23 protein-coding genes are annotated in these 21260 nt (G+C 59.7%); 9 read left to right on the top strand and 14 right to left on the bottom strand.

All coding sequences use genetic code 11. The features are described from left to right. From QZ498_RS09220 to ispG, 3 genes are all read left to right on the top strand, one after another. On the top strand, positions 1 to 222 hold a 222-nt coding region (locus QZ498_RS09220), incomplete at its 5' end, for an aminotransferase class I/II-fold pyridoxal phosphate-dependent enzyme (RefSeq protein WP_294621600.1). 112 nt (positions 223 to 334) lie between these two features. Beyond that, positions 335 to 1579 carry a helix-turn-helix domain-containing protein gene (locus QZ498_RS09215; protein WP_294621599.1) on the top strand — a complete coding sequence of 415 codons (1245 nt, stop codon included), beginning with the start codon at positions 335 to 337 and terminating at the stop codon, positions 1577 to 1579. Positions 1580 to 1645: 66 nt separating this feature from the next. After that, a complete protein-coding gene (ispG, locus tag QZ498_RS09210) occupies positions 1646 to 2776 on the top strand; it encodes a flavodoxin-dependent (E)-4-hydroxy-3-methylbut-2-enyl-diphosphate synthase (RefSeq protein ID WP_294621598.1) in 1131 nt (376 codons plus the stop codon). A gap of 103 nt (positions 2777 to 2879) precedes the next feature. Here the strand turns inward: ispG and QZ498_RS09205 are convergent, their stop codons facing one another. The 7 genes from QZ498_RS09205 to QZ498_RS09175 all read right to left on the bottom strand — a co-directional run bounded on the left by QZ498_RS09205 (position 2880) and on the right by QZ498_RS09175 (position 8049). Then, on the bottom strand, positions 2880 to 3686 hold the full coding sequence (locus tag QZ498_RS09205; RefSeq protein ID WP_294621597.1) for an ABC transporter permease subunit: 807 nt from the start codon (positions 3684 to 3686) through the stop codon (positions 2880 to 2882). After that, positions 3683 to 4567 (bottom strand): ABC transporter permease, encoded by an 885-nt coding sequence (locus QZ498_RS09200; RefSeq protein ID WP_294621596.1) that lies wholly within the window; start codon positions 4565 to 4567, stop codon positions 3683 to 3685. The genes QZ498_RS09205 and QZ498_RS09200 overlap by 4 nt, the downstream gene beginning before the upstream one ends. A gap of 59 nt (positions 4568 to 4626) precedes the next feature. Beyond that, positions 4627 to 5343 carry a transporter substrate-binding domain-containing protein gene (locus QZ498_RS09195; RefSeq protein WP_294621594.1) on the bottom strand — a complete coding sequence of 239 codons (717 nt, stop codon included), beginning with the start codon at positions 5341 to 5343 and terminating at the stop codon, positions 4627 to 4629. Between the two features lie 25 nt (positions 5344 to 5368). Continuing rightward, on the bottom strand, positions 5369 to 6145 hold the full coding sequence (locus QZ498_RS09190; RefSeq protein WP_294621593.1) for an ABC transporter ATP-binding protein: 777 nt from the start codon (positions 6143 to 6145) through the stop codon (positions 5369 to 5371). Positions 6146 to 6282: 137 nt separating this feature from the next. Beyond that, entirely contained in the window at positions 6283 to 6723 is a 441-nt protein-coding gene (locus QZ498_RS09185) for a TerB family tellurite resistance protein (protein WP_294621592.1), read from the bottom strand. A gap of 37 nt (positions 6724 to 6760) precedes the next feature. After that, positions 6761 to 7210, bottom strand: a complete 450-nt coding sequence (locus QZ498_RS09180; protein WP_294621591.1) for a TerB family tellurite resistance protein — start codon at positions 7208 to 7210, stop codon at positions 6761 to 6763. Positions 7211 to 7377: 167 nt separating this feature from the next. After that, entirely contained in the window at positions 7378 to 8049 is a 672-nt protein-coding gene (locus tag QZ498_RS09175) for a hypothetical protein (protein WP_294621590.1), read from the bottom strand. A gap of 131 nt (positions 8050 to 8180) precedes the next feature. On the opposite strand from QZ498_RS09175, the gene QZ498_RS09170 reads away from it, so the two are divergent. Next, positions 8181 to 8813 carry a hypothetical protein gene (locus QZ498_RS09170; protein ID WP_294621589.1) on the top strand — a complete coding sequence of 211 codons (633 nt, stop codon included), beginning with the start codon at positions 8181 to 8183 and terminating at the stop codon, positions 8811 to 8813. 25 nt (positions 8814 to 8838) lie between these two features. Here QZ498_RS09170 and QZ498_RS09165 read toward each other — a convergent pair whose 3' ends face one another. Together QZ498_RS09165 and QZ498_RS09160 are read right to left on the bottom strand one after the other, a co-directional pair. Continuing rightward, the gene (locus QZ498_RS09165) at positions 8839 to 8952 is read right to left on the bottom strand and encodes an entericidin EcnA/B family protein (protein ID WP_294621588.1); all 114 of its coding nucleotides are present in this window, start codon (positions 8950 to 8952) and stop codon (positions 8839 to 8841) included. A gap of 33 nt (positions 8953 to 8985) precedes the next feature. After that, on the bottom strand, positions 8986 to 10710 hold the full coding sequence (locus QZ498_RS09160; RefSeq protein ID WP_294621607.1) for an extracellular solute-binding protein: 1725 nt from the start codon (positions 10708 to 10710) through the stop codon (positions 8986 to 8988). A gap of 397 nt (positions 10711 to 11107) precedes the next feature. Between QZ498_RS09160 and QZ498_RS09155 the strand changes: the two genes are divergently transcribed. Further along, entirely contained in the window at positions 11108 to 11881 is a 774-nt protein-coding gene (locus tag QZ498_RS09155; protein WP_294621587.1) for a 3-hydroxybutyrate dehydrogenase, read from the top strand. Between the two features lie 101 nt (positions 11882 to 11982). Further along, on the top strand, positions 11983 to 12996 hold the full coding sequence (locus QZ498_RS09150) for a patatin-like phospholipase family protein (RefSeq protein ID WP_294621606.1): 1014 nt from the start codon (positions 11983 to 11985) through the stop codon (positions 12994 to 12996). A gap of 100 nt (positions 12997 to 13096) precedes the next feature. Here QZ498_RS09150 and QZ498_RS09145 read toward each other — a convergent pair whose 3' ends face one another. The 4 genes from QZ498_RS09145 to QZ498_RS09130 form a co-directional block, all read right to left on the bottom strand. Next, positions 13097 to 13759 carry a cytochrome b/b6 domain-containing protein gene (locus QZ498_RS09145; RefSeq protein WP_294621586.1) on the bottom strand — a complete coding sequence of 221 codons (663 nt, stop codon included), beginning with the start codon at positions 13757 to 13759 and terminating at the stop codon, positions 13097 to 13099. Then, complete coding sequence (locus tag QZ498_RS09140) at positions 13752 to 15371, bottom strand: tetrathionate reductase family octaheme c-type cytochrome (protein ID WP_294621585.1); 1620 nt, start codon at positions 15369 to 15371, stop codon at positions 13752 to 13754. The genes QZ498_RS09145 and QZ498_RS09140 overlap by 8 nt, the downstream gene beginning before the upstream one ends. Before the next feature lie 92 nt (positions 15372 to 15463). Beyond that, a complete protein-coding gene (locus tag QZ498_RS09135; RefSeq protein WP_294621584.1) occupies positions 15464 to 16165 on the bottom strand; it encodes a DUF502 domain-containing protein in 702 nt (233 codons plus the stop codon). A gap of 124 nt (positions 16166 to 16289) precedes the next feature. Continuing rightward, entirely contained in the window at positions 16290 to 17210 is a 921-nt protein-coding gene (locus QZ498_RS09130; RefSeq protein WP_294621583.1) for a pseudouridine-5'-phosphate glycosidase, read from the bottom strand. Between the two features lie 357 nt (positions 17211 to 17567). Here QZ498_RS09130 and parA point away from each other — a divergent pair, with 357 nt between their 5' ends. The 3 genes from parA to tsf all read left to right on the top strand — a co-directional run bounded on the left by parA (position 17568) and on the right by tsf (position 20164). Then, positions 17568 to 18206 carry a ParA family partition ATPase gene (gene parA / locus QZ498_RS09125; protein WP_294621582.1) on the top strand — a complete coding sequence of 213 codons (639 nt, stop codon included), beginning with the start codon at positions 17568 to 17570 and terminating at the stop codon, positions 18204 to 18206. A gap of 225 nt (positions 18207 to 18431) precedes the next feature. After that, positions 18432 to 19214, top strand: coding sequence for a 30S ribosomal protein S2 (gene rpsB / locus QZ498_RS09120; RefSeq protein ID WP_294621581.1), 783 nt, complete (start codon positions 18432 to 18434; stop codon positions 19212 to 19214). A 74-nt stretch (positions 19215 to 19288) separates the two neighbouring features. Further along, the gene (gene tsf / locus QZ498_RS09115; RefSeq protein ID WP_294621580.1) at positions 19289 to 20164 is read left to right on the top strand and encodes a translation elongation factor Ts; all 876 of its coding nucleotides are present in this window, start codon (positions 19289 to 19291) and stop codon (positions 20162 to 20164) included. Between the two features lie 351 nt (positions 20165 to 20515). On the opposite strand, the gene QZ498_RS09110 is transcribed toward tsf, so the two are convergent. Continuing rightward, complete coding sequence (locus QZ498_RS09110; protein ID WP_294621579.1) at positions 20516 to 21259, bottom strand: LuxR family transcriptional regulator; 744 nt, start codon at positions 21257 to 21259, stop codon at positions 20516 to 20518. Position 21260: the final 1 nt, after the last annotated feature.

The raw sequence follows: 21260 nt of genomic DNA, 5'->3' as shown, positions 1-21260 counted from the left end.
GTGGGCGACCCGGTTCACACCAAGAAGCTGTCTGACATGCTTTTGGATGGTTATGGCTGTTACGTGCAACCGATCAATTTCCCGACCGTGCCGCGCGGCACCGAGCGCTTGCGCTTTACACCGTCACCGGTGCATGGGCCGGACGAAATGGATGTGCTTATTCGGGCGATGGATGAACTTTGGAGCCATTGTGCGCTGAATCGCGCCGAATTAACCGGTTGAGCACCCCAAAGGTGCAAATACCCTTGCGATGTGCTAATTTAAGCGAAAGAAACGTAAAAACGTTCGAATCGGGACATTTGAGCGTGGGCAGCATCGCTAAGGGGCAGGTTGCATGATTGGGCGCCGTTTTTCGCGCAAGCAGGATGATGAAGATATCGAACCTCGCGGGTTCGATGATTTCGAGTTGCGCTTGGGCGACATGATGCGCGGGGAGCGCGCAACCCTTGGAAAATCCCTTCTCGACGTGGAGCGCGAACTTCGCATAAGAGCAAGCTACATCGCAGCGATTGAAAACGCAGACCCCGCTGCTTTTGATACGCCCGGTTTTATCCCGGGTTACGTGCGGTCTTATGCCCGGTATTTGAATATGGACCCCGACAAAGCCTTTTCCGCTTTTTGTGCGGAAAGCGGGTTCACCACCGCTCATGGCATGTCGGAGGAAGCATCAAGCCGACGGAAAACCGAGGCCAGTACACGCCGGATGGCGCAATCGAAAAAGCCTGTCGACCCCTTGATGTCGCCCAGTACACCGTTTGTGCCGGCTTCTGAAAGTTTCTTGGCACGGATCGAACCGGGAGCGATTGGCTCGGCGCTTGTTCTTCTCGCCTTGATTGGTGGCATTGGCTACGGCGGTTGGAGCGTTTTGACCGAAGTGCAGCGCGTGCAGGTTGCCCCGGTCGAAAACACGCCTGATGTCTTGTCGGATCTTGATCCTTTGCAGGATGTGGTCCGCAGCGATGATCCAGAGGTTGATGGCATGGGCACGGATGTGGCCGGTGGTTTCGGCGCGCCTGAGGCTGAAGATCGTTTGGACCGCCTATATCGTCCGGAAGCTCTGGACGTGCCGGTTATGGTGGCGCGGGATGCGCCTATTTCCACGCTGAGTCCGTCGCAGGTGGGCCTGTTGCGGCCTGACTTGCCGCAAGCTGATCGTGACCCGATCGAGGTGGCGGTGAGCGAGGCGCAGGAGCGACCCAGTCCGCAAGTTCTGGAAACGCCGCCGGCAGGTGTTCGCATGGTGGCCGTGCGTCCGGCGTGGGTTCGCGTAAGGGCGGCCGATGGCACGGTCATCTATGAAGGGATCATGAATGCGGGCGACACTTGGGATGTCCCCGCGACCGAGGAACCACCGACCCTTCGGGTTGGCGAATCCGGTGCGATCTACTTCAATGTGAATGGTGCACATTACGGGCCTGCGGGGCCGCGTGGATCGGTGACCTCGGATCTGGCTTTGGACGCGACCGGACTGACCCAAGGGTTCGAGATTGCGGATGTGACTCAGGATCAGGATCTGTCGCGTTATGTCGCGGAGTTGCAGACCAATGACATTCCTCAGGAGACGCCTGCGTCTGAGTGATTGCAGCGTAGGGCCATGCGCCCTATCTTCCCCTTAAAGCCCGCACTAAACCCTGAAGGGGGCCTTATGTCGCTCAATCCTATTCGTCCGTGGCGCAATATCTATCGCCGCAAGAGCCGCCAGATTCACGTGGGCAATGTGCCCGTGGGGGGCGATGCGCCGATCTCGGTGCAAACCATGACGAATACCGACACGACCGATGTGGCGGCCACCGTGGCGCAGGTTCAGGCGGCAGCAGAGGTGGGCGCGGATATCGTGCGGGTTTCTGTGCCAGACGAGGCCTCGGCCAAGGCATTGAAAGAGATCGTGCGCGAAAGCCCGGTGCCCATCGTGGCGGATATTCATTTCCATTACAAACGCGGGATTGAGGCGGCGGAGGCCGGGGCGGCCTGTTTGCGGATCAACCCGGGCAATATCGGCGATGAAAAACGGGTGCGCGAGGTGATTTCGGCGGCGCGCGATCATGGCTGTTCCATGCGCATCGGCGTCAATGCCGGCAGCTTGGAAAAGCACCTGTTGGAAAAATACGGCGAGCCGTGCCCCGATGCCATGGTCGAGTCGGGCATGGAGCATATGCGCATTCTGCAAGACAATGATTTCCACGAGTTCAAGATCAGCGTGAAAGCCAGCGATGTCTTCATGGCCGCCGCGGCTTACCAGCAATTGGCCGAGGCCTGTGACGCGCCGATTCACCTTGGCATCACCGAGGCCGGGGGCTTGATGAGCGGGACGATCAAATCCTCCATCGGGCTCGGGCAGCTTTTGTGGATGGGGATTGGCGACACCCTGCGCGTCAGCCTCTCGGCCGATCCGGTGGAAGAGGTCAAGGTGGGCTACGAGATCTTGAAATCTCTGGGCCTGCGGCACCGGGGGGTGAACATCATCTCCTGCCCGAGTTGTGCGCGGCAAGGGTTTGACGTGATCAAGACGGTTGAGGCTCTAGAGCAGCGGTTGGAGCACATCAAGACCCCGATGAGCCTGTCGATCATCGGCTGCGTGGTGAATGGCCCCGGTGAGGCACTGATGACCGATGTTGGCTTTACCGGAGGTGGAGCGGGCAGCGGGATGGTTTATCTGGCGGGCAAGGCCAGCCACAAGATGACCAACGACGAGATGATCGACCACATCGTGGAGCAAGTCGAGAAACGTGCCGCTGAGATCGAGGCGGGAGAGTCCGAGGCGACGGCGGCGGAGTAAGGTCCAAGCCGCTTCGAAGCGGCTTGGTGCAAGGGCCTTCGAAGGCCCTTGTGACGCGGTTTAGAAACCGCGTGTCTCAAGCCCGTTCGAACGGGCTTGGGCGTTAGCGGATCAAGTTCATGCGTAGTTTCAGCCCGCGCCTGGCCTCTTGCGGCAGGTGGCGATTGAGGCGTTTGTTGATCAGCCCGAAAACCCCGATCACCACAAGCGTCAGTAAGATGAAATATCCCGCCAGAATGGGGTAGGGGACGAAGGGGTTGAAGGTCTTGTCGGCGAAGTAGCTTGCGTAATAGAGCGCGTCGCCGCGTTGTTGCCAGGCCGGAAAACCCGAGAAGAACACGAGCGTCGTGGCGTGAAAGAGAAAGATCGCCTCGTTGGTATAGGCAGGCCAGGCAAGGCGCAGCATTGTGGGCCAGATGATCCGACGAAATCGCGCCCAGCCTGAGAAGCCGTAGGCATCTGCGGCTTCCACATCGCCTTTGGGAATGGAGCGCAGCGCGCCGTAGAAGATCTCACCCGAGTAGGCGGCGGTATTGAGGAACAGCACGATCAGCGCGCCCAGCCATGCGGCGGTGAAGGGGTCGAAGAACGGGTAGACCGATTTCAGCGACTGGAAGGCGAAATAGGCAAAGAAGAACTGGATGAAGAGGGGCGAGCCGCGGAAGACGAATATGAACCATTCCGAGGTTTTCCGGACCGCCCAGATGTTAGAAAACTTGCCCAAGGCCACGGCGGTGGCGAGGAAAAACCCGGTCAGGAGCGCCAGAACACCGAAGTAGATGTTCCACAGAAGCCCAGAGCCGATCAGCGTGAATTGTTGGCAGAGCGTGAAATTTTCACGCGGCAATAGGCGTTCGCCGATGCCGAGGCTGCGCAAGCCGTAGTCCGCGATGGTTTCCCAGCAGCTCATGCCGTTGCCTTCCGTTGCGCTTCGCCGCCGGTGGTGGCTTGGCCGTGGGTGAGTTTCTGCATGAGGCGTTCCAGCAGCACCTCGGAGACCCGGGTGAAGCCGAGATAAAAGACCAGAAGCGCGAGGAAGTACCACATGCGCCAATCGCCGTGCGGGTATTGGGTGAAGCGTGGATTCGCGGTGGCGCCCAGTTCTCGCGCCCAATAGACGATATCTTCGACCCCGAGCAGGAAGAGCAAGGGGGTGGCTTTGATCAATACCATCCAGAGGTTGGACAGACCGGGCAGAGCATAGACCCACATTTGCGGCACAAGGATGCGCCAGAAGGTCTGGCGGCGGGTCATGCCGTAGGCTTCGGCGGTCTCAAGCTGAGCGTGTGGCACGGCACGCATGGCACCGAACAGGACATTGGCCGCGAAAGCGCCAAAGACGATGGCAAAGGTCAGCACGGCAAGAAAGAAGCCATAGACCTCGTGAATCCATTGGGGGGCATTGCCCAAGGGCAATTTGGCTGCTTGGCAGACGACAAAATCATTGCCTTGGCGGATGGGTTCATCCCAATCGGGGCAAAGCACCTGATGGCGCAGCCATTCGAAGCCTTGGTCGAGGGCAATAACGAAAAACAGGAAAAAGGCGATATCGGGGACGCCGCGCACGATGGCGATATAACCTTTGCCGAAGAGTTGAAGTGGCAAGAACCGTGAGCGCGCCGCCGCCGCCCCGCCAAAGCCGAAGGCCAGCGCCGTGGGTGCGGTGATTGCGAGCAAAAGAAGCACGACGCCGAACGAGACGTAGAACGCCATGTGCTTCCCCGTGGTGAGGTAGCATGAGAGCCATGTCAGGCCCGAGAGCGTTTCAGGGTCGGCGCAGTAGGAGAACATTCAGGTCAGCCCGCAAAGGAAGACGGAGGCCGCCCGCGGCCTCCGTCAGTGCTTTCAGATCAGAACGTGGACGAGACTTCCCACTTGGTGATCATTTCGTTGAGCGAGCCGTCGTCTTTCATAGACTGAATGGCGGCGTCAAACTTGTCGCGCAGCTCATTGTCGGACTCGCGCAGGCCCATGCCCACGCCACCGCCGAGCGGGACGTCAGGACCAGTGAAGACGAGATCGGCATCTTCATCGACGATCGGCGCGAGAAACGACTTGTCAGCCAGAACCGCATCGGCCTCGCCGTTGCGGACGGCGGCCAGCGTTTCTTCGGGCGTTGCGAACTCGACCAGAGTGGCGTCGGAATCCGCGATGTAGCCCGCTTGCAGGGTTCCGGTTTGCGCCGCGATCACGCCGGTCTCCACGTCAACGCCATCGGACATGGCGACATAGGCTGAAGGGTCGGGCGGCGTGTAGTTCTGCGTGAAATCAATCACTTCGTCGCGCTCGTCGGTGATGGACATACCGGCGATGATCACATCGTAGTTGCCCGAGACGAGGTTGGGAATGATCGAATCCCACTCGTTGGTGACCCATTCGCAGTTGAGTTCGGCACGCTTGCACAGCTCATCGCCAAGCTCACGCTCGAAGCCGTCTACTTCGCCCGCGTCATTGAGGAAGTTCCACGGAGGGTAGGCGCCCTCGGTGCCCATGCGCACCACGTCCTGGGCCATGGCGAAGCTGGCGGTGAAAGCCAGTGCCGCGGTGGAGAGGATCAGTTTTTTCATCAAGTTTCTCCCTTTGGTTGGTTTATCAGGCGGCCATTGTCGAGCTTAGGAACTGCTTGAGCCGCTCGGATTTGGGGGCGCCGAAGAGGGCGTCTGGTGCGCCCTGTTCCTCGATCAGCCCTTGGTGCAGGAAGACGGCGTGATCGGAGACATCCGCCGCCATCTTCATGTCGTGGGTGACGATCATCATGGTGCGGCCCTCGCCCGCCAGATCCTTGATGACGCGGACCACCTCCTGCTCAAGCTCGGGGTCGAGCGCGGAGGTGGGTTCATCGAACAAAAGCGCCTCAGGCTCCATGCAAAGCGCGCGGGCAATCGCGGCGCGCTGTTGCTGGCCGCCGGACATTTGCGCAGGGTAGACATCGGCCTTGTCGCCGATACCCACTTTGTCCAAATAGCCCCGCGCGGCCTGTTCCACCTCGGCGCGGTCTCGTCCAAGCACGGTGACAGGGGCCTCCATCACGTTTTCCAGAATTGTCATATGAGCCCACAGGTTGAACTGTTGAAAGACCATGGACAAATTCGTGCGGATACGCAGGACTTGCTGCGGATCGGAGGGGTGGCGGTTCAGGCCTTGGCCCTTCCATTTCACCGGCTCGCCCTTGAACAGGATATCGCCCTGTTGGCTGTCTTCCAAAAGATTGGCGCAGCGCAGGATCGTGGACTTGCCCGACCCCGACGAACCGATCAGCGAGACCACATCGCCCTTGTGGGCGGTGATATCGACGCCCTTGATGACTTCGAGCGCGCCATAGGCCTTGTGCAAGTTGCGGATTTCGATAACGGGCGTGGTGTCGGCCAAGGCAGCATCCGTGAGTGTTTGATTTATCTGACCCGACAATAGGGCCGAAAAAATGGCGCGATGCAACTTGCAAAACGGACGTCCAGGGGAAAATTTGGCCAATCTGACGCAGGGTCAGCCCGTTTTGGAGGCAGATATCAGCTTTGGGTGTCGACGCGTTGACGGGCCAGCGCGCTGTCGCGATCGTTTACCCCAAGAAGGTTGGCGGCAAGGCGGATCAGGGCATCTTCGTGCTGATCACGCTCGCCATCGGCGAGAGCGACCTGCCACAGGGCTTCGATCACACCGATGCGGGCCTCGTAGGGCACGGCATCCTTGATGGCGCGTGTGAAACGGACGGTATCGGGGGCCTCGGATTCGAATTGCTCGGCGTCGGCGCGCAGGCGCGCGGCCTCGGTCTTGCTGAGGCCGAAGCGGGTTTGCGCGATCTCTTCGATGCGGATCATTTCAGAGGCGGCATAGTCATTGTCTGACCGGGCGATGCGCACAAGCAGAGCGGTGAGCGGGATACGCGCATCGGTATCGGTCAGGGGTTCGGGGTTCTCCTGGAGGAGGGATTTGATGAAATCTGCAAACATGGGAGTGATGTAAACCTTATGGAGCCTCAGGCCAGTTTCAGCCGTGTTTCATTTCCGACTCGGCGCGCGCACGGGCGGCGTCACTGTCGGTTTGGGAAAGTCCAAGCGCCTCTTGCGCGGCGGCGATCACGGCAACCTCTTCATCGCGGCGCACGCCATCGGCAAGCACGACTTCCCACATCGCTTCGAGAGCGTCTATCCGGGCCTCGAAACTGACGGCTTCGCGGATGAGATGGGCGAAGTCCTCGGTGTCGGGAGCCTGTTTGTCGAGTTTTTCGCAGGTGGCGCGCATTTTCGCCGCCTCGACGGGGTTCAGGCCGTTCAAACGGCCAAGAAGGCGGTCTATGCGGCCTATCTCCTCGACCCGGTAACGATGATCGGACAGCGCCACGCGAACCAACAACGCCCCGAGGGCCAGTTTGGCATCGGGTTCTGGAAGCGGTTCGGGCTTGGGTGCCTTGAGGGCGTTCAGAATGCCTTGGAACATGGCTTAACCCTTGTGGCTTTGAAAGTGGCCAACGCACGCCGGGAGGCCTGCGCCGCATTCACCGACTGGCGCGGAATTGGGGGCTTTATGGGAGTCGTCTTGCTGGGGATCGTCGATATCCATGTGACCCACCCGATAACCTTTCGGCATGTTTTGGCCCTTTCTTATCAGAACGCCGCCGGGGCAGTTTGATAGAGGATATCGTCAATGGCAATCCCGCCCGGATCGTCATTGGTGATGATGACGCCGGCGATATCGGGAAGGCCGCCCGTGCGGCGCAGACCGATCTCGGTAATGCCGGTGGAAAGCTGGGCCTTGTGGCGGGCAACAAGGTGACCTTGCCGGGTAAAGAGCTTCAAGGTGACATGACCCGGCTTCGGTGCGCCCCCGAGCGGGGCAGGGTAATCAGAATGGATGCGCAGCGCGATGGCCCTTTGCCCTTGGTCGAAAAGAATGGCGAGCGCGCCTTCCCCGCGGGCATCCAGCGCCGGAAATCCGGCCCGCCCAAGCGGAAAGAGTGCGTTGCTTTCGAAGCCGCGATGCATTGCGACCGACAGGTTTTGGCCGGATTGACCGGGGCGGAGGGTCAAAGGCTCGGTGGGCGCGCCGGAAATCCGGTCAAAGCCATCGGCAAACTCCGGGATCTGGCCTTCGAAATGCTGTCCAAGCTGGGCGCGGCCCATGCGCATGGGGGCATTGAAGTTGAGCCCCGGTTCGGCGCGTTTTGGCAGGCTGTCAAACGTAATGCGTGCATCAAGTTCGCGTTGCAAGCTGTCATATCGGGCGACATGAACGCCTTGTGCTGCGCCCGGACCGGCGGCGAGCAGCCCGAAAACCATTACCAGATGACCCAACCGGAGAAATGGCCGCAAGAGGGACACAATTGCTCCCAACTCTGATCGTTTTCGCAGGTCATCTTCAGGGGTGTTCACCATGGGGGCGAACTTAGCTGCGGTTTCGGAGAAACGGAATGCATTCTTTCGGCGCGTTCGATTGGAGCACTGGCACGGACAAGGAGCATCTTGCGCAGGCGCGCAAGATGGCGCGCGAGGAGTTGCCTCGTCTGGCCCGTCAATACGATTGGTCCATGCATCCCGAAGCCGTTCTTGGTTGGGTCATGGCGCAAAAGGGCATTGACCTTGGCGTCGCACTGGAAGTTTTCTTCAACGGCGAGCCGGAGCGCTTCAATTACATGCGCAAGATGGATGTGCCGTCGGAATTTCGTGGGGCGGCACGGGTTCTGGACAATATCTGTCTACGGGTGAACAGTGGCTTTTATCTTGCCTACCCCAATCAGGACATCGCGGCGCGAAAGCGTGTCGCGCGCTGGCTCGAGTTTCAGCAGACGGATCGCGAGGAGGGGCGGCGTGGCCGGTGGATACTGGATGAGCGTATCCTTGGCACCTTGCTGGAGAACCGATTGAAGCTGGGACCCTCCGAAGAGGAAAGCCTATACGCACATCAGCCAAGCCTGATGCGGGATTTGTTGAGTCCGGTCATGGAGCTTGGCGTGTCCAGACGCCTCTTGCGGCACCTTCCGCAGAAGAACCGTCAGAACACGAAGAAAGGGCGCATCAGGCAAGCCCTGCGCCCGTTTCGGTGATCGAAAGCCTAGGGTCAGGTTCGGATCAGAACCAGCTTTGAACCCCGCGCGCCGCACCCGAGATATCGCGTCCGACGCCATCAACTGTAGCACAGCCGGCGAGGGCCGCGATCAGCGAGAAAGCGATCAGTTTCTTCATGGCTTTGTGCCTCTTGTTTATCAAGACTGCTTCTTATTCTGCCTCGTGCCACCAAACCGTCGGGAGAAAGCCGATGCCATCCCCGTAGATCGGCAAGCGATCCTGTGGATAACGCAATTCGCGCAAATGGGCAATGCGGCCAACGGCATAAGAGTGAATTGGAATCACATAGCGACCTGAAATCAACACCCGGTCCAAGGCACGCACGGCGGCGGTGAAGCCTTCTTGGGTGCGGGCGGTCAGCATTTCTTGGACCATGGCCTCGGCGGCGGGGCTTTTCATGCCCATAAGGTTGCGGCTGCCGGGTTGGTCGGCGGCCTCGGTGCCCCAGTAATAGAGTTGTTCGTTGCCGGGGCTGAGGCTGAGCGACCAACGGGCGAATGTGAGGTCGAAATCATAGACCCGCTGGCGTTCGTTGTATTGCGCCTTGTCGGTGGATTGCAAGGTGAGGATGATGCCAAGCCGTTCCAGTGCGCGGGCATAGATATCCATGATGGCCGTAGCCTGCTGGATGAGCGCGTCTTGCTGCAAAAGCACTGTAAGCTCCATCACCTCGCCGGCTGCGTTGCGCAACAGGCCGTCTTGTACGGTCCAACCGGCCTCGTTCAGCAGCTTCATGGCACGGCGCAGGTTGCGGCGATTGCGTTTGGAGCCATCGCTTTGCGGCAGCTCATAGCCGTCCAGCGTGCCGGGCAGGAGGCTATCGGCGAAGGGTTCCAGCAAATCGCGCACCGGCCCCTTGGCCGGGCCGGGCTGCATGGCCAGTTCGGAGCCCGAGAAATAGGAGGTGATGCGCGGTTGTCGCCCGCCGGTGAGCGTGTCGTTGATGAACTCGAAGTTAAACGCCTGAATCAATGCCTCGCGCACGCGCCAGTCATCAAGCGGTGGGTTGCGGGTGTTCATGACAAAGCCGGTCATGCCCGAGGGTTTGCGGTGTGGAATCTCGGATTTGACGATTTCACCGGATTGCACGGCCGGAAAATCATACTGGCTCTCCCAACGTTCGGCGTTGAACTCGCGGATGTAGGAGATGGCCTTGGCTTTGAAGGCTTCTTTCAACACGGTGTTGTCGCCGTAGAACTCAATGCGGATTTCATCGAAGTTATGCACACCTTGGCGCAGGGGCAGGGCGTTGCCCCAGTAGTCGGGGTTGCGTTTGAGGGTGACGTGGCGGCCCACCTCGAAGTCCTCCACAACGTAAGGGGCGGAACCGAGGGGAATGTCATTGATCGTGCCTTCGCTGAATTCCTTGCCCTGCCATTGGGATTTCTGGAGGATAGGGCGCAGACCGGCGATGAGGGCGAGTTCGCGATCCTCTTCGGTGAAGGTGAGGCGCAGGCTTCGCGGGCCGGTTTGTTCAATCGACGCGAGTTTGTCCCAAAAGGCGCGGTAGCGTGGGTGCCCTTGGGTGCCCAAGACCTCATAGGACCAGAGGACATCTTCGACGGTGATGGGGCTTCCATCGGAGAATCGGGCCTCTTCACGGAGGGTGAATTCCACCCATTCGCGATTCGGACCTGTCTCGATCGATTCGGCGAGAAGGCCGTAAAGGGAGAAGGGTTCATCCCAGGATCGGCCCATGAGAGATTCGTGAGTGAGGTAGCGAAGCTGCCACGGCGCACTGCCTTTGAGGATGAAAGGATTGAGCGAATCGAAGCTGCCGACGTTGCCTGTTACGACCCGCCCGCCCTTGGGCGCATCTGGATTGACGTATGGCAATGACACAAAATCAGGTGGAAGGGCGGGTTGGCCATACATAGCTATGCCATGCGCCTTCTCTGCGTGGCCGGGCAGCGTGCCGAAGACCAGTAAAAATAACGTGGCTGCGATGCCTGCAAGACGGAAAAAATCTGGTCTCATTTTGGCAACAATCCCCCGGGGCCTTTATATGCTTGGGGCAGGACCGTAGACAGGGATTCTTGCCTTTTCAAACTTTTAGCTTGGATCATGGCGTCAGATTGCTTATAAAGAGTGCACTGCTCGATAGGTTTCTTGCCTGTATGAAACCTGCCTCAATAACTTAACGCCGGCTTCGTGCCGGCGTTTTTTTTTGTTCTCACAATCAGAGGGCAGGGGCAAAAGGAACCTGTCTTTCCCGGTGCAATTCGCGGGCGCGGCATTTATGCTGCAATCGCAAAGCAACGGGAGACACGACATGAGCGTCACAGGCAAGACAGCGATTATCACCGGATCGAACTCGGGTATCGGGCTGGGCATCGCCGAGGAATTGGCCAAGGCCGGGGCCAAGGTGGTTCTGAATTCCTTCACCGATAGCGACGAGGATCACGCCCTCGCCGAGCGGATTGGCAAGGAGCACGGGGTCGAGGCGCGTTACATCAAGGCGGATATGTCCAAGCCTGACGAGTGCCGCGCCCTGATCGAACAGGCGGGGGCCTGCGATATTCTGGTCAACAACGCCGGTATCCAACATGTCGCCGGGATCGAGGAATTTCCAGTCGACAAATGGGATGCCATCATTGCCATTAACATGAGTTCGGCCTTTCACACGACTGCCGCCGCGCTGCCGATGATGCGCAAGGCGGGCTGGGGCCGGGTGATCAATGTCGCCAGTGCCCACGGGTTGCGCGCCAGCCCCTTCAAATCGGCCTATGTGGCGGCCAAGCACGGGGTTGTCGGCCTGACCAAGGTCACCGCCCTTGAGACCGCGCAGGAGCCGATTACCGCCAATGCGATCTGCCCCGGGTATGTCCTGACGCCGCTGGTGGAAGCGCAGATTCCCGATACGATGAAAGAATACGACATGAGCCGCGAGGATGTGATCAAGGATGTCATGCTCAAGCGGCAACCGTCGAAGGAATTTGCCACGGTCGAACAATTGGGCGGCACCGCGCTTTACCTGTGCTCGGATGCGGCGGCGCAGGTGACGGGTACCACGATCAGTGTCGATGGCGGCTGGACCGCGATGTGAGGATGTCTCGGATCGCTGACGCGATCCGACCGGCCGGGGGCGCTGCCCCCGGACCCCCGGGATATTTATGAACAGAAGAAGATGAGGGTCACGTGTCTAATGTGAAGCGGATCAACCTGGCGCTTCAGGGTGGCGGCGCGCATGGCGCCTTTACCTGGGGTGTTCTGGATCGTCTTTTGGAAGATGAGGGCATCGAGATTGCCGGGATTTCGGGGACATCGGCCGGGGCCTTGAACGGGGCAGCGGTGAAATCCGGCTTGCTGGAAGGCGGGCGCGACGGAGCGCGGGCCAACCTGGAGTGGTTGTGGGAGCAGATGGGCGCGGTGCAGGATATGCGGATGCCCGCCTGGATGGCGGGGGTCATGCCGCAGCCGGAGGCCTTTAGCGGCGCGCTGGAATTGTCACCGCCCTATCTTTTCGCTGATGCCATGAGCCGGGTGGTGAGCCCCTATGCCTATGGGCCGTTTTATGCCAATCCGCTGACGCGTATCGTGGAGCAATTTCATTATGACACGGTTTGTGCCGAGGACGGCCCTGCATTTTTCGTGGGTGCCACCAATGTGCATACCGGCAAGATCAAGGTGTTTCGTGGGGCGGAGATTTCGACCGAGGCGCTTTTGGCCTCGGCCTGTTTGCCGACATTGTTCAAGGCGGTGGAGATCGAGGGCGCGCATTATTGGGACGGCGGATATACCGGCAACCCGGCGCTTTTTCCGCTGTTCGAGGGGGATTTGCCGAGCGACATTTTGATCGTGCATATCAACCCGCTGGAACGCGAGGAGGTGCCGAGAAGCCCGCAGGACATTCAGAACCGGATCAACGAGATCAGTTTCAACTCCTCGCTGTTACGGGAGTTGCGGGCGATTCATTTCGTGCAACGTTTGTTGGACGATGGCGCGCTGAACCAAGGCACAATGAAGCGGCTTTATGTGCATATGATTGCCGATGACGCGCTGATGCGGGAGTTGTCGGTGGCGACCAAGCTGGTTCCGTCGCCGGTGACTCTGCATCGGTTGCATGATGCGGGCTATGCGGCAACGGAGCGGTTTCTTGCGGCGCACAGGGACGATCTGGGGCAGGGCAGCACCGTGGATATGGCCGCGATGTATGGTTAGAGCGTTTCCAGTTCACCTTGACTCAAACTGCATCGCCAATGTCCCGAGAAGGCCGTAGGCCTGGCAGGGTATTGGTGATGCAACAATGACTGGAAAGGCTTTACCCCTTGGGTTTGAGGCGGCCGGGTTCGTCGGCTTCGAGATAGGCCTCTTCCGCAGGCGTGAGGTCGATCTTGTCGAAGCCGGTGATCATCGGTTTCACGTGCTCGCGGAAGGAGTGGCCCACGGTCAGAAGGTAGACATGGGCGATGACGAAGGCGGCGATGGCATAGGCGGCCAGCAGATGGATATTGGAGACCAGCGCGCCCAGCATTGGGGCGTTGGGGATATCCTCCCAAAAGTTCCAGCCGAGGGCGAGCAGGCCGGTGATCCAGATGGCGGGGAAAAGCAGGACCTTGAGAGCCAGATAAGTCACCGCCTGTAGTGGATTATGTTTGCGCCAATAGGCCTTGCGGTAGGGGTGGGGATCACCCTTGAAGATATCCCAGACATAGAACTTGGCGACGCGCAGGAGGCCTTTGCGGGTGGGGACGTAGTGTTTCCACGTGCCGGTGGTCAGGTGCCAAAAGATCGCGAAAACCCAGAGCACGATCAGGGCCAGCGCGGCGATGATATGCAGCATGGTGGCCGGACCAAAGGGGATCAGCCCATGCAGGCCATTCAGGGCCAGCCCGGTAAAGAGCAGCACCATGATCAGCGCCATTTGCGACCAGTGCCAGAAGCGTTCAAAGCGGGGGTAGACCTTGACGAAACGCTCAGCCATGGGAGCCTCCTTTGCGAGTGATGCGGATCAGGGCATGGATCACGACACCGGCGAGGGCGGCGATGACCATGGCGAGGCCGAGAAGACCAGCGGCATTGAAGGGGGTGGTTCCGGGCATGTTGACGCCGGTGATGCCGGACATGCGGCCATCCTTGGCGTGGCAGGTGGCGCAATCGAGCGCGTCTTCGGCAGGGGCAACCATGTGGGTGATGGGCCAATACATGTAGGTATCCACGAAGTCATATTCGCCGGAATAGTCTTCGCTCGCCGCCTCCATGCCCGCCTTGATCGCCTTGGCCCAATCGAAGTTGGTCCAAAGCGCGGTATCGGTGTCGGGGCCCCAGACGTGGGTGTAGACCAGTTCGTTCATCACGCTGTCATAGGCTTGGCGGCCTTCCATGCGTTTGAAGGGCCAGATACGGCTGTCGGCGGCGTCGGGGCGGCCGTGGATGGGGTTGATCTCAACGGTTTGGGTCGGGTCGATCTTGCGGTCGCCGGTGGTGTATTCGACCACGCCGTTGAACCAGGCGTATACGGGTGGGACGTCCTCGCCCCATTCGAAATCGCCCTTGGTGGACATGTAGGTATGGCGGTGGTCGCCATCGGATTCGAGGTAGTCCGAGATGGCCATGGCATTGCCGTCTTCATCCAGCTTGCCCGCGGTGGACCAATCCCAGACGGTTTTGGTGGCCACGCCGCCACGGGCGAATTCGGGGATGTGGCAGGTTTGGCAAGCCAGTGTATCGGTATGATCGTTGAGTTTGAGGCCTTTGAGGTTGGCCTCATGCGGGGCGTTGCCGTGGCAGCTTTCGCAGGTGGCGGCATTTCGGGCCGCGCCGGGTTTGCCCTGCCCATGCGGATCACTGGCCTGCATGAGGTAACGCGAACCGGCCCAGTCGTGTTGGTCGCTGACATGGCAGGTGGAGCAGGTGAAATCCTCGCCCTCGGGGGACATGTGGACATCGACGGCGCGGGCAGGATTATAGAGGGCCGAGGACAGATCACCGTGCTTCACGTTATCGCCGCCGCCGCCGTAGAAATGGCAGTTGCCACAGTTGGCACGGGTCGGCTCTCCGACGCTGCGCGCGGCTTTGCCAAGGTCGACGGGCCATGATTTGGCACCTGTGATGGTTTTCGAATTGGGCGGCACCGGATCAAGCGGCGGGTGGCCCGCGCCGGTGGCGGTTTTGGTGTATTGTCCCGATGTGTCGTGGCAGACAAGGCAATCCGGGGTGGCCTGCGCCTGTGCAGAGGATTGCTGCATATCCTCCCAGCCGTAGCCCGCATGACAGGAGGTGCAGCGCGGCTCATTCCCGGCGACGGCACCGCAGAAGGCATTGATGACGTTGCGTTTTCCTAAACTCTGCCCGGTTTCCGGATGCTCGAATTCCCATTTGAAATGGATGGAATGCATGACTTGGTCATCGGCTTCGGTGTGGCATGACAGGCAGGCCTTGGTCACCTCGGGACCGGAAGAGAATTCCTTTTGCAGGACTTCGAATTTGGAATGGTCTGCGGTGCTGCCCGAGCCGGGGACTCCGGGGGCGGTGTCTTGGGCGAAAACAGGGGAGGCGAGGGACGTGAGCCCTATAAAAACAATCGCTCTGATCATGGGCGCACCCCGCTAGGCAAATGGAATCACATATTTAAAATGGAATGTGATTCCATGCGGGCCGCATTGATCTATCTCAAATTGAGATTTTGTTAGCCTTTACCCTTGGATTTCAGGCGCGGGTCGTTTGGGTCTACCTGGCCGGGGTAGACGAGCCCGGCCGAGATCACCAGCTTGGCGGCATCTTCGACACTCATGTCCAGTTCGATCACATCTTCCTTGGGAAAGAACAACAAAAAGCCGCTGGTTGGGTTTGGCGTGGTCGGCACGAAGACACTCAGAAGGTCCGAACCGGATTCGGCCTTTGCATTCACCTCGCCTCTGGCGGAGGTGGAAATGAAGCCGATGGCCCAGATATCCTTGCGTGGATACTGGATCAGGCAGGCCTTTTCGAAACTGCGTTCGCTTTGCGCGAAGACCGTTTCGGCGATTTGTTTGACGCCCGAATAGATCGAGCGAACGACCGGCATGCGGTCCACCAGCGATTCCGCGAAAAGAATCAGCGATTTGCCGATCAGGCCCTTGGCGATCCAACCCACGACAATGGTGAACACCAGAAAGATGATCACGCCTACGCCGCGAAGGTTAATGCCGATATAATGCTCCGGGCGGAAGCTGGAGGGAATCAGCGGCAAAACCACGCTGTCGACCCAGCCCATGAGCGCCCAGACGAACCATACGGTCAGCGCCACCGGAGCGATGACGACAATCCCTGTCAGGAAGCTGGCGCGTAGGCCGGCCAACATGCCGGGTTTGCGGGTGTGCTGTGGTTCTTCGTCGAATGGGGTGTTCATGGGGCGATACGAGCCTGTGAATTTCAGGCGTATCTAAGCAGAAACGCGGAAGGTCACAATGGGCCGAGGTCACCCGCCGCGAAATAATGGGGCTTTTGCTTGTAAAATATGCAATCGGGATGGGTCAGGCCGGGCTTTGGGCGGTCAATTCCATGGCGATCCCGGCGGCGAGGCGGGCATTGTTGCGGATAAGCGCGATATTTGCCGTGAGGGATTGGCCATTGGTTAGCTCGAAAAGCCTTTGCAGGAGGAAAGGGGTCACACTCTTGCCGCTGAGACCTTGCGCGGCGGCTTCGGATTGGGCCTGCGCAATCAGTGGCGCAAGAATTCTGGAGTGTATTTCATCGCGCGGCGGGATCGGGTTAGCGACAAGCTGACCACCGGGCAGACCGAGGTGCGCGCGCATGAGCTGTGCCTTGGCGATCTGCGCCGGATCATCAAGGCGAAGAGGCGCGGGCAAGCCGCTGTCACGCGACCAGAAGGCGGGCAGGGCATCTTGGCCATAGGCGATAACAGGCACGCCCAGAGTTTCCAATGTTTCCAAGGTCTTGGGCAGGTCCAGAATGGCCTTGGCCCCGGCGCAGACCACGGTGACGGGGGTTTGCGCCAGTTCTTGCAGGTCGGCGGAGATGTCGAAGGTTTGCTCGGCCCCTTGATGCACACCGCCGATGCCGCCGGTGGCGAAGACCTTGATACCGGCCAGATGGGCGGCAATCATGGTGGCGGATACGGTGGTGGAGCCGGTGCCGCCCCGGGCCATGCACACCGCCAGATCGGCGCGCGAGAGCTTGGCGGCGCTTTTGGATTTGGCCAGTTTTTCAAGGGTTTGGGCTTCAAGCCCTATGCGCAGATCACCGTCTATCACGGCGATTGTCGCCGGTATCGCCCCGGCTTGGCGTACATCTTCTTCGACCTGTTGCGCGGTTTGGAGGTTGTCGGGATAGGGCATGCCATGGGTGATGATGGTGGATTCCAGCGCCACCACGGGGCGGTCATGGGTGAGGGCCTCTTGCACCTCAGGGCTGGGTGTGAAGATGCGGGTCACGGCGGTGTCCTTTTGCGAATGAGGCGCGAATCGGCACTAAGCCCTTGATTAACAGGAAAAACCCCAGTCTGCATCACATCGGTAAAACGTCGGTATTGCGTCGGTATTTCTTCCCGAATACCGCAAGGTTAACACGCCGCGCGGCCACTTTCGTACGTTTTGTACGGGTGTTTCGTACGTTGGTGGACGTGGATGGAGCAGGTAACCGGCTTGCGGCGAAAAGCGGCGAGGTCGCATCAACTGCGTCAGATAGAGCCACGGCGGGTTCGCCTTTAAGTCACACTCCGACGGAGCTATCGCCTTTATGCCCCAGACAATATATGCTGCACTGCAGAATGGTATCTGGAGGATCGAAACATGAGCAGTCAAATCATCTGCGTGGCGCAACAGAAAGGTGGCGCGGGGAAGACGACGCTCGTGTCCAATTTGGCAATCGCGTATCTGGCGGAGGGCAAGCGCGTTGGTCTCTTGGACACTGACCCGCAAGGCAGTCTTGGCAAATGGCTGGATATTCGTGAAGAGGCTTTGGGAGAGGATGACAACCTGCGCTTTGCGACCGCGACGGCCTATGGCATTTCGCGCGCCCTCAGAGGGGTGGGGGATGTGGCCGATGTCATTTTGGTCGATACGCCGCCCAAGGCCGATAGCGATATACGGCAGGTCTTGCGCGAGGCGGATTTGGTGCTGATCCCTGTATCCGCCAGTCAGGCGGATGTCTGGGCCACCCATGATGTTTTGGACTTGGCGGACCGGGTTGGGACACCGACGCATATTGTCATGAACCGGACACGCACCGGCACGCGGGTTGGCGAGGATGTGGCAAAATCGGTGGCCGGCCTTGAGGCCAAGCCCTTGCAGGCGACGCTGGCCAATCGGGTGGTCTATGCCGAAGCCTTGGGGCGCGGTCTGGGGGTGATGGAAGCGAAGCGGTCGGCGGCGGCGACGGATGAAGTGCGCGCGCTGGCAAAGGAGGTGTCTGGTCTTTTGGGGCTCTAGAGGGAAATTCTGGTAGGGGTGGTCATGCGGCACGCACCCCGCATTTGGCCTTATGAAGCCCTCAAGGGCAGGGGGGTTGCGCGGGGCGGGGAATAGGTCTATACGCGCGGCATTCAATCCGCAGGTATGGGCGGGCTGATCGGGGGAGACATCCCCGGCGGTCCACCGGTTGAAGCATCCGCTTCTCACCCCGTGCCGAGGCGAAAACCGGAAAAGGAAAACGACATGGGTCTTCCCGAATTCTCCATGCGTCAGCTGTTGGAAGCTGGCGTTCACTTTGGTCACCAAACGCAGCGCTGGAACCCCCGTATGGGCGAGTTCATTTATGGTGCGCGCAACGGCATCCACATTGTCGACCTGACGCAGACCGTCCCGATGATGGACGCGGCGCTGAATGCCGTGCGGGAATGTGTTGCCAAGGGTGGCCGCCTTTTGTTTGTCGGCACCAAGCGGCAGGCCAGCGGCCCGGTCGCCGAAGCCGCCGAGAAATGCGCGCAATACTACATGAACCACCGCTGGCTGGGCGGTACGCTGACCAACTGGAAAACCGTTTCGCAGTCGATCAAGCGCCTGAACGAGATCGACGAGATCCTGGCCGCAGGTGGTGAGGGTCTGACCAAGAAAGAGCGTCTGGGCATCGAGCGTGACCAAGAGAAACTGCAAGCCAGCCTTGGCGGTATCCGCGAGATGGGTGGCGTGCCGGACATGCTGTTCGTGATCGACGTCAAGAAAGAGGCTCTGGCTGTGGCTGAAGCCAACAAGCTGGGCATCCCGGTTGTCGCCGTGGTTGACACCAACTGCTCGCCCGATGGCATCGACTATATCATCCCCGGCAACGACGACGCCGCGCGCGCCATCTCGCTTTACTGCGATCTGGTGAGCCGTGCCGCGCTGGACGGGACCGCCGCGCAACTTGGCGCTGCTGGTGTCGACGTCGGCGCGATGGCGGAAGCGCCTGCCGAGGAAGCCGCCGAAGAGGCCGCGACTGAAGCCCCTGCGGAAAGCTGATCCGCTTTCACGAATTTGACATGGGGCGTGGGCATACCACGCCCCGCATTCCCTGACTTTCAAGGAGAGCCGATATGGCGATCACAGCTGCAATGGTGAAAGAACTGCGCGACGCGACGGGCGCAGGCATGATGGACGCGAAAAAAGCATTGTCCGAGAACGATGGCGACATGGAAGCCGCCACCGATTGGCTGCGCACCAAGGGCCTTGCCAAGGCCGCCAAGAAATCTGACCGGACCGCTGCCGAGGGCCTTGTGGCCGTCAAGGTGGACGGCGGCACAGGTGTGGCCGTCGAGGTGAACGCCGAGACCGACTTTGTTGCCAAGAACGCCGAGTTCCAGAGCATGGTTGGCGACATCGCCAACGCCGCACTTGGCGTTGACGACATGGAGGGGCTGACCGCTGCTGACCTTGGTGGCAAGAGCGTGGCCGATACCATCACCGACAAGATCGCCACCATCGGCGAAAACATGTCCGTGCGCCGAATGGCGAAAGTCGAAGGCGAGACCGTTGTCAGCTACGTGCACAACGCCATGGCCGACGGCATGGGCAAGATCGGCGTTCTGGTGGCCCTGAAAGGTGGTGACGAATCCTTTGGCAAGCAGGTTGCCATGCATATCGCGGCGACCAACCCCGCCGCGCTGGACGAGGCCTCGCTGGATCCCGCCGTGGTCGAGAAAGAGCGTCAGGTTCAGATCGACATCGCGAAGGAATCCGGCAAGCCCGACAACGTGATCGAAAAGATGATCGTTGGTCGCATGAAGAAGTTCATGTCGGAAGTCACGCTTCTGGGCCAGTCCTTTGTCATCAACCCCGACCTGACGGTCGAGGCTGCGGCCAAGGAAGCGGGTGCCGAGATCATCGGATACATTCGCCTTGAAGTGGGCGAAGGCATCGAGAAAAAAGAAGAAGATTTCGCCGCTGAGGTCGCCAAGGCCGCTCAAGGCTAAGCTCTTCTTCCTAATTGAAAAAGAAAAAGGTGCCGCCAGTTTTGGCGGCACCTTAATTTTTGACCTGCCCGTATTTGGGGATGAGTGGGCCGGTCGTGACCCTGACCGCCGGTTCGAAAAATAGAACCGACGACCAGATGTCCAAGTAGGACGAGAGATGCAGAGCCGCGAAATACCGGGGTAATGCATCCCTTATGTTCCCAGGCTAAAGCCACCACTCACGGAACGCTGTCACTTTGCTCTGTTTACCTTAGGTAATGTAAGTCAGGGATTCCTTACCCCCCAGGTATAAAGAGGGTTTCGGACCCATGTCCCAGGCAGTTCCGAGCGGCAGATTGGGCCGTGGTTCGGTCAGCGTTCGACGATGAACATCTGATTGTGAAACGCCGCCTTCAGAACCGCCTGTGCGGTGGTCTCGACGCTGAGCGCCTCGCGGGCCAAGCGGAGGTGCTTTTCGACGGTGGCCGGGGTCAGTTCCATCAAGAGTGCGGTGTCCTGCACGGTTTTTCCGTCGCCGACCCATTCCAGAACCTCGCGCTGGCGTTTCGTCAAGGCGCGGCCGGGCGGATTATAGGGCAGGGACAGGATGCGCAGATGGACAACGGTATTGAGCGCAGTGATGATTTCCCCTTGTTCGGCCCAGAGCTCATCCACCGCTTGCTGGTCGAGATCAGGCGTAGCCGTGAGTGCGATGGCGCCCTTGGCGCGTGGTGAGACGCTTTTGAAGCTGACGGAATAGCCCGCCGTGACGTCATGCGCCTTGTTGAAGGCCAAGACGTTTTGTTCTGCGGGTGTCAGGTCAAGTGACTGGATCCACGACCATGAGCACGCGCCATCGTTTTCCAGCGCCCATTTCACCATCGGCGCATCGGCATAGAGCCGGTCTTCGATGAAACCTGTGATATAGGCCGGCTCATGGTTGCTGAGCAGGACGAAATCCTCGGGATCTCCAAGCGTTGTTGCTGTGCGGTAACGGGTAAAGCCATATAGCAACCGGTCGAACCCGAATTCTGCCATCTGTCGGCAATGCATGTCCCAGAGGGCTTCGATACCGGGCGCGTTCAGCAGATTGTTGAGACGAGCCGGATCAATCATG

Origin of the sequence: uncultured Roseovarius sp. (assembly GCF_913057115.1) — a bacterium.
Classification (GTDB): domain Bacteria; phylum Pseudomonadota; class Alphaproteobacteria; order Rhodobacterales; family Rhodobacteraceae; genus Roseovarius.
This window is presented reverse-complemented; position numbering and strand designations above follow the sequence as displayed.

Excerpts from the sequence above, each read along its gene's own strand:
- QZ498_RS09215 (WP_294621599.1), top strand. The coding sequence starts at position 335 with ATGATTGGGCGCCGTTTTTCGCGCAAGCAGGATGATGAAGATATCGAA.
- ispG (WP_294621598.1), top strand. The coding sequence starts at position 1,646 with ATGTCGCTCAATCCTATTCGTCCGTGGCGCAATATCTATCGCCGCAAG.
- QZ498_RS09205 (WP_294621597.1), bottom strand. The coding sequence starts at position 3,686 with ATGAGCTGCTGGGAAACCATCGCGGACTACGGCTTGCGCAGCCTCGGC.
- QZ498_RS09200 (WP_294621596.1), bottom strand. The coding sequence starts at position 4,567 with ATGTTCTCCTACTGCGCCGACCCTGAAACGCTCTCGGGCCTGACATGG.
- QZ498_RS09195 (WP_294621594.1), bottom strand. The coding sequence starts at position 5,343 with ATGAAAAAACTGATCCTCTCCACCGCGGCACTGGCTTTCACCGCCAGC.
- QZ498_RS09185 (WP_294621592.1), bottom strand. The coding sequence starts at position 6,723 with ATGTTTGCAGATTTCATCAAATCCCTCCTCCAGGAGAACCCCGAACCC.
- QZ498_RS09180 (WP_294621591.1), bottom strand. The coding sequence starts at position 7,210 with ATGTTCCAAGGCATTCTGAACGCCCTCAAGGCACCCAAGCCCGAACCG.
- QZ498_RS09175 (WP_294621590.1), bottom strand. The coding sequence starts at position 8,049 with ATGGTTTTCGGGCTGCTCGCCGCCGGTCCGGGCGCAGCACAAGGCGTT.
- QZ498_RS09170 (WP_294621589.1), top strand. The coding sequence starts at position 8,181 with ATGCATTCTTTCGGCGCGTTCGATTGGAGCACTGGCACGGACAAGGAG.
- QZ498_RS09165 (WP_294621588.1), bottom strand. The coding sequence starts at position 8,952 with ATGAAGAAACTGATCGCTTTCTCGCTGATCGCGGCCCTCGCCGGCTGT.
- QZ498_RS09160 (WP_294621607.1), bottom strand. The coding sequence starts at position 10,710 with ATGTATGGCCAACCCGCCCTTCCACCTGATTTTGTGTCATTGCCATAC.
- QZ498_RS09155 (WP_294621587.1), top strand. The coding sequence starts at position 11,108 with ATGAGCGTCACAGGCAAGACAGCGATTATCACCGGATCGAACTCGGGT.
- QZ498_RS09145 (WP_294621586.1), bottom strand. The coding sequence starts at position 13,759 with ATGGCTGAGCGTTTCGTCAAGGTCTACCCCCGCTTTGAACGCTTCTGG.
- QZ498_RS09140 (WP_294621585.1), bottom strand. The coding sequence starts at position 15,371 with ATGATCAGAGCGATTGTTTTTATAGGGCTCACGTCCCTCGCCTCCCCT.
- QZ498_RS09135 (WP_294621584.1), bottom strand. The coding sequence starts at position 16,165 with ATGAACACCCCATTCGACGAAGAACCACAGCACACCCGCAAACCCGGC.
- parA (WP_294621582.1), top strand. The coding sequence starts at position 17,568 with ATGAGCAGTCAAATCATCTGCGTGGCGCAACAGAAAGGTGGCGCGGGG.
- rpsB (WP_294621581.1), top strand. The coding sequence starts at position 18,432 with ATGGGTCTTCCCGAATTCTCCATGCGTCAGCTGTTGGAAGCTGGCGTT.
- tsf (WP_294621580.1), top strand. The coding sequence starts at position 19,289 with ATGGCGATCACAGCTGCAATGGTGAAAGAACTGCGCGACGCGACGGGC.
- QZ498_RS09110 (WP_294621579.1), bottom strand. The coding sequence starts at position 21,259 with ATGATTGATCCGGCTCGTCTCAACAATCTGCTGAACGCGCCCGGTATC.